The sequence below is a fragment of the Bradyrhizobium sp. NP1 genome, assembly GCF_030378205.1.
Classification (GTDB): domain Bacteria; phylum Pseudomonadota; class Alphaproteobacteria; order Rhizobiales; family Xanthobacteraceae; genus Bradyrhizobium.
Genome location: NZ_CP127385.1, coordinates 6,244,401 through 6,257,583, shown reverse-complemented (window position 1 = coordinate 6,257,583; position 13,183 = coordinate 6,244,401). Strand labels below are relative to the sequence as shown.

At 66.8% G+C, this 13,183-nt stretch carries 9 protein-coding genes; 6 read left to right on the top strand and 3 right to left on the bottom strand.

Annotated elements, in window-relative coordinates; all coding sequences use genetic code 11:
* The first annotated feature begins 14 nt into the window (after positions 1–14).
* From ftsZ to ligA, 5 genes are all read left to right on the top strand, one after another.
* Positions 15–1,820 (top strand): cell division protein FtsZ, encoded by a 1,806-nt coding sequence (ftsZ, locus tag QOU61_RS30305; RefSeq protein WP_289654869.1) that lies wholly within the window; start codon positions 15–17, stop codon positions 1,818–1,820.
* A 352-nt stretch (positions 1,821–2,172) separates the two neighbouring features.
* A complete protein-coding gene (lpxC, locus tag QOU61_RS30300; protein WP_289654868.1) occupies positions 2,173–3,135 on the top strand; it encodes a UDP-3-O-acyl-N-acetylglucosamine deacetylase in 963 nt (320 codons plus the stop codon).
* A 272-nt stretch (positions 3,136–3,407) separates the two neighbouring features.
* A complete protein-coding gene (locus QOU61_RS30295; protein WP_502876838.1) occupies positions 3,408–4,289 on the top strand; it encodes an outer membrane protein assembly factor BamD in 882 nt (293 codons plus the stop codon).
* 175 nt (positions 4,290–4,464) lie between these two features.
* Entirely contained in the window at positions 4,465–6,153 is a 1,689-nt protein-coding gene (gene recN, locus QOU61_RS30290) for a DNA repair protein RecN (RefSeq protein ID WP_289654866.1), read from the top strand.
* Between the two features lie 82 nt (positions 6,154–6,235).
* A complete protein-coding gene (gene ligA / locus QOU61_RS30285; protein ID WP_289654865.1) occupies positions 6,236–8,383 on the top strand; it encodes an NAD-dependent DNA ligase LigA in 2,148 nt (715 codons plus the stop codon).
* 193 nt (positions 8,384–8,576) lie between these two features.
* On the opposite strand, the gene QOU61_RS30280 is transcribed toward ligA, so the two are convergent.
* Together QOU61_RS30280 and QOU61_RS30275 are read right to left on the bottom strand one after the other, a co-directional pair.
* Complete coding sequence (locus QOU61_RS30280; RefSeq protein ID WP_289654864.1) at positions 8,577–9,860, bottom strand: multidrug effflux MFS transporter; 1,284 nt, start codon at positions 9,858–9,860, stop codon at positions 8,577–8,579.
* 182 nt (positions 9,861–10,042) lie between these two features.
* Positions 10,043–11,866 (bottom strand): aminopeptidase P family protein, encoded by a 1,824-nt coding sequence (locus QOU61_RS30275; RefSeq protein ID WP_289654863.1) that lies wholly within the window; start codon positions 11,864–11,866, stop codon positions 10,043–10,045.
* Between the two features lie 172 nt (positions 11,867–12,038).
* Between QOU61_RS30275 and QOU61_RS30270 the strand changes: the two genes are divergently transcribed.
* A complete protein-coding gene (locus tag QOU61_RS30270) occupies positions 12,039–12,224 on the top strand; it encodes a hypothetical protein (RefSeq protein ID WP_289654862.1) in 186 nt (61 codons plus the stop codon).
* A gap of 5 nt (positions 12,225–12,229) precedes the next feature.
* On the opposite strand, the gene QOU61_RS30265 is transcribed toward QOU61_RS30270, so the two are convergent.
* On the bottom strand, positions 12,230–13,117 hold the full coding sequence (locus QOU61_RS30265) for a 50S ribosomal protein L11 methyltransferase (RefSeq protein WP_289654861.1): 888 nt from the start codon (positions 13,115–13,117) through the stop codon (positions 12,230–12,232).
* Between the last annotated feature and the right edge of the window lie 66 nt (positions 13,118–13,183).

The following is a 13,183-nucleotide window of genomic DNA, read 5'->3' as shown; positions in this document are numbered from 1 at the left end:
TCCGAGAGGCAACCATGGCACTCACTATTACTCCTCCTGACATTCACGAGCTGAAGCCCCGGATCACCGTGTTCGGCGTCGGCGGCGCCGGCGGCAACGCGGTCAACAACATGATCACCGCCGGTCTGCAGGGCGTCGACTTCGTCGTCGCCAACACCGATGCGCAGGCGCTGACGATGTCGAAGTCGCAGCGCATCATCCAGATGGGCACGCAGGTGACGCAGGGGCTCGGCGCCGGCTCGCAGCCGGATGTCGGCGCGGCGGCGGCGCAGGAGGTGATCGACGAGATCCGTGACCATCTCACCGGCGCCAACATGGTGTTCGTCACCGCCGGCATGGGCGGCGGCACCGGCACGGGCGCGGCCCCCGTCATCGCCAAGAGCGCGCGCGAGATGGGCATCCTCACCGTCGGCGTGGTGACCAAGCCGTTCCATTTCGAAGGGGCGCGCCGCATGCGGACGGCGGAAGCCGGCATCGCCGAGCTGCACAAGGTCGTCGATACGCTCCTGATCATCCCGAACCAGAACCTGTTCCGGGTCGCCAACGAGAAGACCACCTTCGCCGATGCCTTCGCGATGGCCGACCAGGTGCTCTATTCCGGTGTCGCCTGCATCACCGACCTGATGGTCAAGGAAGGCCTGATCAACCTCGACTTCGCCGACGTGAGGGCGGTGATGAGGGAAATGGGCAAGGCGATGATGGGCACCGGCGAGGCCTCCGGCGACAAGCGCGCGCTGACCGCGGCGGAAGCTGCGATCGCCAACCCGCTGATCGACGATTCCTCGATGAAGGGCGCCAAGGGCCTCCTGATCTCGATCACGGGCGGCAAGGACCTCACGCTGTTCGAGGTCGACGAGGCCGCGACCCGCATCCGCGAGGAAGTCGACCAGGACGCCAACATCATCGTCGGCGCGACCTTCGACGAGGGCCTCGACGGCATCATTCGCGTCTCCGTGGTTGCCACCGGCATCGAGCAGGCGCAGTTCTCCTCGCGTCCGCCGGCTCAGTCGCCCGCGGCCCCCGTGGCGGCGCCCGGCACGACGGAAAACCGGCTCGCCGATCTCACGGCTCGCCTCCGCGCCGATAACCAGCGCCTCGCCGAGCGCGCCCAGAAGCTGGAGACGCAGGCGCCGGCCCCCGCCGCCGCGCCCGCGCCGCGCCAGGGACAGCATCAGGCGCATCAAGGGCACAATGTCGAGCGCGCAGCGCTTGCAGCGATCGCGGCCGCGGTCGCTCCGGAAACCCCGGCCCAGCAGCCCGCGCACGCGCCGGTCCAGCCGGCCTCCTATGGCGACGTCATGGTGCGTCCGATCGCGCAGAAGCCCTCGCTGTTCCCCGAGCCCAAGGCCGCAGCCGCCGCGTCCGAGGAGCCGATGACGCCTGACACCTTCATTCCGCAGGCTGCCGAGCGGCCGCCGACCCGCACCCCGCGGATGCCGAAGTTCGAGGAACTGCCGATGCCGGCCCAGGCCGAGATTCGCCACGCCCGCGGCGAGGCCGAGGAGGAGCACCCGCAAAAGAACCGGTTGTCGCTGCTGCAGCGGCTCGCCAATGTCGGCCTCGGCCGGCGCGACGAGGAGAGCGAGCCGCCGATCGCGGCCCGCTCCGCCGGGCCCGCGATGCCGCCGCTGCCCGAGCGCAAGCCGATTCGCCGCACTGTTTCCGAGCAGGTTGCGCACCACGAGCCGGTATCAGAGTATGCAAAACGGCCCGCGCCGCAGGGTCTGGATGTCCACGGCCGTCCGGCGCCTGTTGCGCCGGCGCCACAGGGCGACGACCATCTTGATATCCCCGCCTTCCTGCGCCGGCAGGCAACCTGAAGTTTGTTACAATCCGGACGTTGGAACGGGTCCCGGCTGATGCCAGCCGGGACCCGTTCTCTTTTACCGGCAGGCTTGTCGACTGCGTCCGCAAGTTACTGATTTTAAATTATTAATTAATTGTTTTAGGGCAGCGTCGCTGGGCCCGGACCAGCTGTGGACGAGCCGCAATTTGGTCAAGCTTGGGCACCAATGCGGCAGAGATGGGGTAACAATCCGTAAAAAAGCGTGAGTTGGCGCTCTTTAGGGCGGTGATATGGTCGGCCCCGACTTGGGGAAGCTTAGAGTTCGAATCGGCGCTCGCGTTTGAGTCGGTAAGTCTCTGGGTAAAGTCGTAAGTGGGCGGTCTTCGATGAAATTTAGCCGGCAGACAACGCTTCGGTCGCAAGCCACCGTCTATGGTGTCGGCGTTCATTCCGGGTTACCGGTCAATCTGACCATCGGACCTGCTCCTATCGATGCAGGTTTTATTTTTATCCGCACCGGACTTGAGGGCGCCGACCGCGAGGTTCCCGCCACCGCCGAATCGGTGATCGCAACCGAATTGGCGACGGTATTGGGAGACGGCGAGGGCGCGCTGGTTTCCACCGCGGAACACGTGCTGGCCGCGCTGCGCGGCATGGGCGTCGACAACGCCACCATCGAAATCGACGGCCCCGAAGTGCCGATCATGGACGGCAGCGCCGCGGCCTTTGTCGCCGCCATCGATCAGGCCGGGATCGTGACCCAGCAGGCGATGCGCCGCTTCATCCAGGTGCTGAAGCCGGTGCAGGTCGCGATGGGCGACTGCTTCGGCGAGCTGCGCCCGCATGCGGCCGGGTTCCGCGCCGAGGTCGAGATCGATTTCGCCAACCCCGTCATCGGCCGCCAGAAATACGCCCTCGAGCTCAGCCCGGAGGGCTTCCGTCGCGAGGTTTCCCGCGCCCGCACCTTCGGCTGCATGAGCGACGTGGCGAAGCTCTGGAGCGCCGGCTTTGCGCGCGGCGCCTCGTTCGAGAATTCGGTGGTGTTCGACGAAACCCGCCTGCTCAACAGCGAAGGCCTGCGCTTTGCCGACGAGTGCGCCCGCCACAAGGTGCTCGACGCCATCGGCGACCTTGCGCTCGCCGGACTGCCGCTGCTCGGTGCCTACCGCTCCTACCGCGGCGGCCACAAGCTCAACCATGCCGTGCTGATCGCGCTGCTCGCCGACCGCACCGCCTGGCGCGTCGTGGAATCCAGCGAAGCGGCACGCCGTTCGCGCGCGCCCGCCGAAGCCGGCCATGGCATTGTGGGCGGTATGGTCGCTCCGGCCTACGGTCCCGACGTCTCCTGATACCGTCCGGGCGCCCTGCAGGGCGCTTGTCTTGCGCGGGCGGCGCAGCGGCGTCGCCTGAGCCTTTCCGTAGTAACCATGATTGACGCCGGCTTCCACAGGAACGCCTTAATCCGGGCGGAATGCCTGCCTATGCGGTTGGTTAACGGTCGTTTTTCGGTTACAGAGGCCGTGGTTGCAAAGCGGGCGCCACAGGCAGGGCAACATTTGCGTCCATGAACTCGTTCGTGGCGCGCGGCAGGTACCGCATCGCGGGGCTCAGGTCTTAAAGCATGTCGGCACAGCGTAGGATGCGTGAATCGCGCAGGGCATCGGCAGGGCTGCGGCTCGCCGGGGCTCTCGTTCTGCTGGCGCTGCCACTTGGCGGCTGCGGCACCGGCGCGCTGTGGGACAAGTTCATGGCGAAGGACGACACCTTCGTCGATGAGCCCGCGGACAAGCTCTACAATGAGGGCTTGTACCTGATGAACGAGCGCAAGGATGCGAAGGCGGCGTCGAAGAAATTCGAGGAAGTCGACCGCCAGCATCCCTACTCGGACTGGGCGCGCAAATCGCTTTTGATGTCGGCCTATTCCTTCTATCAGTCCGGCGACTATGACAGCTGCATCGGCGCCGCCAGCCGTTACGTGACGCTGCATCCCGGCAGTCCCGACGCGGCCTATGCGCAGTATTTGATCGCGGCCTCGCATTACGACCAGATTCCCGACGTCACCCGCGACCAGGGCCGCACCGAGAAGGCGATCGCGGCGCTCGAGGAAGTGGTCCGCAAATATCCGACCTCGGAATATGCCATCAGCGCCAAGGCCAAGCTCGAAGGCGCGCGCGACCAGCTCGCCGGCCGCGAGATGACGGTCGGCCGCTACTACATGGGCAAGCGCGACTACACCGCCGCCATCAACCGTTTCAAGACGGTGGTGACGCAGTACCAGACCACGCGCCATGTCGAGGAGGCGCTGTTCCGCCTCACCGAGGCCTATCTGGCGATCGGCATCGTCGGCGAGGCGCAGACCGCGGCCGCCGTGCTCGGGCACAATTTTCCCGACAGCCGCTGGTACAAGGACGCCTATAATCTTGTAAAATCCGGCGGCGTCGAGCCGAGCGAGAATCAGGGCTCCTGGATGAGCAAGGCCTTCAAGAAGATCGGCCTGGGCTAGTCTTCCGGATCCCGGCTTCGTGCGGTCTCGCTGCATCCGCGCAAGCGAGCTTCGATCCGACGGCACTGGCGGTCTTCACGGTCCGGTGCGATTTTGATCCCGAAGTTCTCTTGGAAGAATGGCGGCGGAGACGAAGCGCGCTTCTGATCCGCCACACTGGTGGGGCTTGTCTCTCATGCTGGCGCGTCTGTCGATCCGCGACATCGTCCTGATCGATCGGCTCGATATCGAGTTTTCCCGTGGGCTTGCGGTGCTGACCGGCGAAACCGGCGCGGGCAAATCCATCCTGCTCGATGCTTTCGCGCTCGCGCTCGGCGGCCGCGGCGACGCTGGCCTGGTGCGCCATGGCGTGGAGCAGGGGCAGGTCACCGCCGTGTTCGACGTGCCGAAGGGGCACCCCGCGACCAGGATCCTTTCCGAGAACGGGCTCGACGACACGGATTCCGTCGATTCCTGCGAGCTGATCCTGCGCCGCGTGCAGCTTGCCGACGGCCGCACCCGCGCCTTCATCAACGACCAGGCGATCAGCGTGCAGACCTTGAAGGCGGTGGGCACCGCGCTGGTAGAGATCCACGGCCAGCACGACGAGCGGGCGCTGGTGGATGCCTCCACCCATCGCCGCCTGCTCGATGCCTTCGCAGGATTGGAAAAGGACGTCGCAGCGCTGCAGGCGCTGTGGGAGACGCGGCGCACCGCCAATGCCGCGCTGGAAGAGCATCGCGCCGGCATGGAGCGCGCCGCGCGCGAGGCCGATTATCTGCGCCATGCCTCCGACGAATTGAAGACGCTGGCGCCGAAGGACGGCGAGGAGACGGCGCTTGCCGCGCGGCGCACCACCATGATGGCCGGCGAGAAGATCGCGGCCGACCTCAAAGAGGCGCAGGACGCGGTGTCCGGCGACCATTCGCCGATCGCCGCGCTCTCGGCGGCGGTGCGGCGGCTGGAGCGGCGCGCGGCCCATTCGCCCTCCCTCGTCGAGCCCGCAGTGAAGGCGATCGACACTGCGATCAACGCGCTGGAAGAAGCCGACCAGCATCTGGCCGCCGCGCTCGCCGCGGCCGACTTCGATCCCGCCGAGCTCGAGCGCATCGAGGAGCGGCTGTTCGCGCTGCGCGCGGCCTCCCGCAAATATTCGACGCCGGTCGATGGCCTCGCGGCGCTGGCTGCGAAATATGCCGCCGACGTCGCGCTGATCGATGCCGGCGCCGACCGCCTCAAGAAGCTCGAAGCGGCTGCGCTTGAAGCCGACAAGCGCTATGCGGCCGCCGCCGCGAAATTGTCGGCGGCGCGGCAGAAATCCGCGGAAAAGCTCGACAAAGCCGTCAACACCGAGCTCGCGCCGCTCAAGCTCGAGCGCGCGACCTTCACGACGCAGGTCGAGAGCGATGCGGCCGCGCCGGGACCGGAAGGCATCGATCGCATCGAGTTCTGGGTGCAGACCAATCCCGGCACCAAGCCGGGACCGCTGATGAAGGTGGCCTCCGGCGGCGAGCTGTCGCGCTTCCTGCTCGCGCTCAAGGTCGTGCTGTCCGATCGCGGCTCGGCCCCGACACTGGTGTTCGACGAGATCGATACCGGCGTGGGCGGCGCGGTCGCGGATGCGATCGGCGCCCGGCTGTCGCGCCTCGCCGGCAAGGTGCAGGTGATGGCGGTGACGCATGCGCCGCAGGTCGCAGCGCGCGCCAGCCAGCATCTCCTGATTTCCAAGGACGCGCTCGACAAGGGCAAGCGGGTCGCCACCCGCGTCAATCCGCTGGTGGCGGAGAAGCGGCGCGAGGAGATCGCCCGCATGCTGGCGGGCGCCGAGATCACCGCGGAGGCGCGCGCCGCCGCCGAACGGCTGCTCAAGGCCGCGACGGCGTAGTGGCTATCCGTCATCTCCGGAGCGATGCGCGGCACCCCTGAGCCGTCTTTCATCCCGAAGGCCTTCGTCGTATTCAAGGGTCATGGCCAGAACCGCAAAAGCAAAAACCCTTCCCGACGTCGCCAAGCTGACCAAGGCTCAAGCCAAGGTCGAGCACATGCGCCTTGCGCTCGAGCTCGAAGCGCACGACCGGCGCTACTACCAGGAAGACGCGCCCACCATCTCGGACGCCGAATACGACGCGCTGCGCCAGCGCTTCAACGCGATCGAGAAACGCTTCCCGGAATTGGTTACCGCGGAATCGCCATCGCAGAAGGTCGGCGCCGCGCCGTCGGGACGTTTCAGGAAAGTGCGGCACGCCGTGCCGATGCTGTCGCTCGACAACGCCTTTGCCGAGGAGGACGTGGTCGACTTCGTCGGCCGCGTCGCGCGCTTTCTCAAACTCGCCGACGACAAGATCGATTTTTCCGCCGAGCCCAAGATCGACGGGCTCTCGATGTCGCTGCGCTATGAGGGCGGCGAGCTCGTCAACGCTGCCACGCGCGGCGATGGTTTTACAGGAGAGGACGTCACCGCCAATATCCGCACGCTGGAGGATGTGCCGCACAAGCTGAAGGGCCGCAACATCCCCGATATCTGCGAGGTGCGCGGCGAGGTCTACATGACCAAGAAGGCGTTCCTGGCGCTCAACGAGCGGCAGAAGGCAGCCGGTGACACCATATTCGCCAATCCGCGCAACTCGGCGGCCGGCTCGCTGCGCCAGAAGGACCCGACCATCACCGCCTCGCGTCCGCTCGGCTTCTTCGCCTACGCCTGGGGCGAGATGAGCGCGATGCCGGAGGACACCCAGACCGGCATGATCCACTGGTTCGAGCGCTGCGGCTTCAAGACCAATCCGCTGACAAGGCTCTGCCACTCGGTCGAGGAGCTGATCGCCTTCCATCGCAAGATCGAGGAGCAGCGCGCCGAGCTCGACTACGACATCGACGGCGTCGTCTACAAGGTCGACCGCATCGACTGGCAGGAGCGACTCGGCTTCGTCTCGCGCACGCCGCGCTGGGCGATCGCGCACAAATTCCCGGCCGAGCGCGCCATGACCGAGTTGCGCGACATCGAGATCCAGGTCGGCCGCACCGGATCGCTCACGCCGGTGGGCAAGCTCGAGCCGGTCGGCGTCGGCGGCGTCATCGTGCAGAACGTGACGCTGCACAACGAGGACTACATCAAGGGCATCGGCAACAAGGGCGAGGTACTGCGCGAGGGCCGCGACATCAGGATCGGCGACACCGTCGTGGTGCAGCGCGCCGGCGACGTGATCCCCCAGATCGTCGATGTCATCATCGACAAGCGGCCGAAAGGCGCAAAGCCGTTTCATTTTCCGAAGAAGTGCCCGTGCCCGCTGCACACCGACGTGGTGCGCGAGGAGACCGCGGCCGGCGAGGAAGGCTCGCGCGCCCGCTGCACCGGGGAGTTCGCCTGTCCGTTCCAGAAGATCGAGCACCTGAAGCTGTTCGTCTCGCGCCGCGCCTTCGACATCGACGGGCTCGGCGAGAAGCAGCTGCAGTTCTTCTTCGACGAGGGCTGGGTCAAGGAGCCCGCCGACATCTTCACGCTGCAAAAGCGCAACAACAGACTGAAACTGGAAGAGATCGAGGGCTACGGCGAGACCTCGGTGCGCAATCTGTTTGCCGCCATCGAGGGGCGACGGAAAATCGCGCTTGAGCGCTTCATCTACGCGCTCGGCATGCGCCATGTCGGCGAGACCACGGCGTTGGCGCTGGCGCGCGGCTATGGTTCATGGGAGGCGTTTCACGAGGCCTGTTTGAAGGTCGCCGAGGACGACGAGGAGGCCATGGCCGACATGGATGCGCTCGACCAGATTGGCGACACCGTGATCAAGAGCATCGCGGCCTATTTCGGCGAGAGCCACAACCGCGGCATCGTCGAGCGGCTGAAGAAGGAAGTCGACGTGCTCGATGCCGAGAAGCCGAAGAGCAATTCGGCGGTCGCCGGCAAGACGGTGGTGTTCACCGGCACGCTGGAGAAGATGACGCGCGACGAGGCCAAGGCCACCGCCGAGCGGCTCGGCGCCAAGGTCTCCGGCTCGGTGTCGAAGAAGACGGACTACGTGGTGGCCGGCCCCGGCGCCGGCTCCAAGCTTGCGGAAGCCAAGAAGCACGACGTGACGGTGCTTTCCGAGGAGGAATGGCTGAAGCTGGTGGGGGAATGAGGGTGATGCACTCCCTCTCCCCGCAATGCGGGGAGAGGGTTGGGGTGAGGGGCGTGGCACAGTGCTTGCCAGAACTTCGAGTCAGAGAAGGCTGCCCTTTGCGTCTGCCGGTGTGCCTCGCCCCTCACCCGGAGTCGTCGCTGGCGCTCCGACTCCGACCTCTCCCCGCAATGCGGGGAGAGGTGAAGAACCCTCACAGCATCCTCGTCTCTTCCTCTTCCGCCTGCTCCATCAGCTCCGCGCTGACCACGACGGTGCGTCGCGGCACCAGCAAGGCCATGCTGGAGGCGCAGGCGAGCGAGAGCACGAAAATCGCTGCCGTGAGCGGCAAGGTGGTCGCGAAGTGGCCGCCGAGATAAGCGCCGAACTGCGACACCAGCGCGCCGACGCCCTGCTGCAGGAACCCCATCGCGCCCGAGGCGGTGCCGGCGGCTTCGGGACGGATGCTGATCGCACCGGCCACCGAATTGGCCATCACGAACGCGTTGGCGACCATCACGATCATCTGGGTGCCGAACAGCCAGAGCGGCGCCTGGTTCGCCCCTGTCATGCTCCAGATCAGGTTCAACAGGCTGCCGGTCAGTTGCAGCGCAAGCCCGAACCAGATCAGCTTCTCCAGCGAATGCCGTGGCGCGAAGCGCACGCAAAACAGGTTGCCCACCAGATAGGCGAAGCCCGTGGTGGCGAACCAGGCGCCGTATTCGGCGCTGGTGCGGCCCATCTGGTTGACCACGATATAAGGGCCGCCGCCGGCGAAGGCGAAGATGATCTGCGAGGCCAGCACCTGGCACAGCATGTAGCCGAGGAAGGCACGGCTCCTGAAAAGCTTGCCGACATCGCCGCGGAAGCCGCCGCCCTCCAGGCGAACACGACGCGTCTCCGGCAGCGCCAGCGCGATCAGCACGGAAACCGACAGCGATGCCGCCGTGATCAGATAGAAGATCGCGCGCCAGCCGAACGCGGTCTCGATCAGGCCGCCGGTCAAGGGGCTCAGCATCTGCGCGATCATCATGACAGCGACGACGAGGCTGATCATCGAGCCGATGCGGTCGCGGTCGTAGAGATCGCGGATAATGGCGCGGCTCACCACCATGCCGGTCGCCCCGCCCAGCGCCTGGAAGAAGCGCGCCGCGATCAGCTGCGGCAGGGTTTCGGCAAAGACGCAGCCGATGCTGGCCGCGACCATCAGGCCGAGCCCGAAGAGCAGCACCGGGCGGCGGCCGAAGCGGTCCGACAGCGGGCCCATCAGGAGCTGCGAGCAGGCGATGCCGACCATGTAGAGCGACACCGTCATCTGCGCGACCGAGATGCCTTGCCCGAACGTCGTCGCCAGCATCGGCAGCGCGGGAACCAGCATGTAGAGCGAGATCGGCGCGACGCCGGTCATGGCGACCAGCATCAAGAGCATGACGCGCGATTTCGCGACGCTGCTCTCGGCGGTCGCCGCCGAGGGCGGCTTGCCTACCCTGCCGTGCATGAAGGTCCGATCCGGTTGGTTCGAATCGAAATGTAGCGGGATTGGCCGGGACGAATACGGACGTTTCGGAATGCGGCTATTCCGAAACCGGGACTGTTATAATAACAGGCTGGGCTGCCCATTCCGCCGTCATCATCCGCGCGCTCCGTCGTCGCCCGCTTTCGCGGGCGATGACCGGGCGGTCAGAGCGGCGCGGTCGCCTGGTCGAGCCAGGCCTTTGTCGCGTCGTCGAGCTGCGGGCCGACCTCGGCCGCCACGCGGGCGTGATAGGCGTTGAGCCAGTCGCGTTCGTTCTTGCTCAGCATCGCCACATCGATCAGCCGGCGATCGATCGGCGCCAGCGTCAGCGTCTCGAAGGCATTCATCGGTTTTTCGCCGCCCGAAATATCGACTGCGACGACGAGCTCCAGGTTCTCGATCCGGATGCCGTAGGCGTCGGCCTTGTAGTAGCCGGGCTCGTTGGACAGGATCATGCCGCGCTTCAGCGGCGTGGTGCCGAGCTTCGAGATCCGCGCCGGGCCTTCATGCACCGAGAGATAGCTGCCGACGCCGTGGCCGGTGCCGTGCTCGAAGTCGATACCGGCCTGCCAGAGGAACTGCCGCGCCAGCGTGTCGAGCTGCGCGCCGGTGGTGCCGTCGGGGAAGATCGCGCGCGCGATCGCGATATGGCCACGCAGCACCCGGGTGAAGCGGTCGCGCATCTCCGCGGTCGGCTCGCCGATCGCGATGGTGCGGGTGACGTCGGTGGTGCCGTCCTCGTATTGCGCGCCGGAATCGATCAGCAGCAGGTCGCCGCGCACGATGCGGCGGTTGCTCTTGCGGGTGACGCGGTAGTGCACGATGGCGCCGTTCGGCCCGGTGCCGGCGATGGTGGGGAACGAGACGTCCTTCAGCGCGCCGGTCTCGCGGCGGAACGTCTCCAGCGCTTCCACCGTGTCGATCTCGGTCAGCGCGCCCGAGGGCGCCTCGCGGTCGATCCAGGCGAGGAAGCGCGCCAGCGCCACCGCGTCGCGCCGGTGCGCGCTGCGCGTGCCCGCGATCTCGGTGGGGTTCTTGGCGGCCTTGAGCAGCGCGACGGGATCGCTGCCGCGCTCCACCTTGCCGCCGGCCGAAATGATCAGCCGGCTCAGCGCATCGGCGGCGGTGGCGGCATCGAGCGCGACCTTGCCGCCGCGTTGCGCCAGCGCGGTCAGTTCGGCCGTCAGCGCTTCCGGCTCGCGGACGTCGCCGGATTGTTCGAGATGGTCGCGCGCGGCGTTCGACAGCTTGCGATGGTCGATGAAGATGGTCGGGCGGCCGTCCTTCGGCACCAGCGCATAGGAGAGCGGCAGCGGGGTATGGGCGACATCGGCGCCGCGGATGTTGAAGGCCCAGGCAACGGCATGGCTGTCCGAGAGCACCAGCGCGTCGACGCCGAGCCGCGCGATCTCGGCGTGGATGCGCGCCAGCTTTTCCTTCTCCGTCTCACCGGAAAACTGCGCGCCATGGATGGTGACGGGGGCAAGCGGGGGCGGCGGGCGCTCGGTCCACACCGAATCGAGCGGATTGCTGTCCACCGCAACCAGTTCGGCGCCGGCCTTGGCGCAGGCGGCCGCCAGCCGCTCGGCCGCCGTCGATGTGTGCAGCCAGGGATCGAATCCGAGGCGGTCACCGGCCTTCAGATGTTTCGTCAACCAGGTCTCCGGCGGCGGATCGATCAGGGACTCGACCGTCCAGGCCTTGGTATCGACCTGCTTTGCCGCCTGCAGCGTGTAGCGGCCGTCGACAAAGAGGGCCGCCTCGTGCGCCAGCACGATCGCCAGGCCCGCCGAGCCGGTGAAGCCGGTCAGCCAGGCCAGCCGCTCCTCGGAAGGTGCGACATATTCGTTCTGCTGCTGGTCGGCGCGCGGGACGACGAAGCCCGACAGCTTGCGCCGGGTCAATTCCTCGCGGAAGGCGGAGAGCCGCGACGCCAGCGCGATGCCGGTCTCGGGCTCCTCGAAAGTCTGGAAGTGGGCTTCGAACATGGCGTCAGTGTAGGATTCCGTGGGAAAGTCCGCAACGTGACCGAATTTTGCTGAATTCGGTCGCGCCTGTGAAAAGATTCGACAGGCGTTGCAGGTTCGTGTCACATAGGCTTCATCAAAGAAATGAGGAAACGTCGGGAGTATTTCAACTCGACCACGAGGGGAATGCACCATGCCTGCGTTTTCGTTCGAGAAGATTGCCCCGCCGGCTCGCCGCAACCCGACCGCACCGGCCGAGAAGAAGCCGCGCGGAATGATCGTGCAGATCCTCGACCGGTTCGCCGGGGCGCGCGCCAAGCGCGCCTCGCGCGACGAGCAAAGCGCGATGGCCCGTCGCGGCGACAAACCGGGCAAATAGCCGGATCAATCCGTCCGTCGCAGCAGCAGGCTGCTCCACCCCTCGATTTTCAGATGCCGTACCGGGACCAGTCCGCGCGCACGATAGGCGGCGACCACCGCTGTCGCCTGCGGCGTCAGCAGCCCCGACAGGATCACGAAGGCGGACGGCGCCAGATGCCGCAGCATCGGCCCGGCGAGCTGCCGCAACGGATTGGCGAGGATATTCGCCAGCACCAGGTCGAACGGACCATGACCTGAAAACGCCGGCGCCGAGAAGCCGGTCGCTTCGATCACCTGAACCAGGTTTGCCGCCCCGTTGAGCCGCGCATTCTCGCGCGCCACCGCAACAGACGGCGCGTCGATGTCGCTGGCGAGCAGCGGCTTGCGTAGCGCCTTGGCGGCGGCGATCGCCAGCACGCCGGTTCCGGTGCCGAGATCGAGCACGCGGGCCGGCCGGTGTGCCTTGAGCACGTGGTCGAGCAGCAGCAGGCAGCCGCGGGTGGTGCCGTGGTGGCCGGTGCCGAAGGCGAGCGCGGCCTCGATCTCGATGCCGAGCTTGTTGGCGGGCACCCGGGCGCGGTCATGCGCCCCATGCACGACGAAGTGCCCGGCCGGCACCGGGACCAGATCGTCGAGGCTGGCCTTGACCCAGTCCCTGGCTTCCACGGTGTCGAAACGGATTTCGCGCGCGACCTCCGCGCCGGCTGCGCCCTCCACCAGCTCGCGGACCAGCGTCTGGTCGGGTGCTTCGGCGAAATGCACGGCGACGGCCCAGCGCCCGTCCGGCTGCTCGAAGCCGCCGACCGCGGCATCCCCCTCGAAGAGGATCTCGGTCAGGACGTCGACCGCGCGCCTGGCGGCCGCTTCATCCCCGATGGCGAACCAGACGCGGTGGGTGGACTGTGCTGGCATGGGCTGGGATCCGGCTAATTTTATTTGAATTTCAACCATGATTGCATCGGACTATCGCGAAGATTT

Bases quoted from the DNA above. Each gene is read 5' to 3' on its own strand.
- ligA (WP_289654865.1), top strand. From the start codon at position 6,236: ATGGCCAGAACCGCAAAAGCAAAAACCCTTCCCGACGTCGCCAAGCTG.
- QOU61_RS30280 (WP_289654864.1), bottom strand. From the start codon at position 9,860: ATGCACGGCAGGGTAGGCAAGCCGCCCTCGGCGGCGACCGCCGAGAGC.
- QOU61_RS30275 (WP_289654863.1), bottom strand. From the start codon at position 11,866: ATGTTCGAAGCCCACTTCCAGACTTTCGAGGAGCCCGAGACCGGCATC.
- QOU61_RS30270 (WP_289654862.1), top strand. From the start codon at position 12,039: ATGCCTGCGTTTTCGTTCGAGAAGATTGCCCCGCCGGCTCGCCGCAAC.
- QOU61_RS30265 (WP_289654861.1), bottom strand. From the start codon at position 13,117: ATGCCAGCACAGTCCACCCACCGCGTCTGGTTCGCCATCGGGGATGAA.
- lpxC (WP_289654868.1), top strand. From the start codon at position 2,173: ATGAAATTTAGCCGGCAGACAACGCTTCGGTCGCAAGCCACCGTCTAT.
- recN (WP_289654866.1), top strand. From the start codon at position 4,465: ATGCTGGCGCGTCTGTCGATCCGCGACATCGTCCTGATCGATCGGCTC.
- ftsZ (WP_289654869.1), top strand. From the start codon at position 15: ATGGCACTCACTATTACTCCTCCTGACATTCACGAGCTGAAGCCCCGG.
- QOU61_RS30295 (WP_502876838.1), top strand. From the start codon at position 3,408: ATGTCGGCACAGCGTAGGATGCGTGAATCGCGCAGGGCATCGGCAGGG.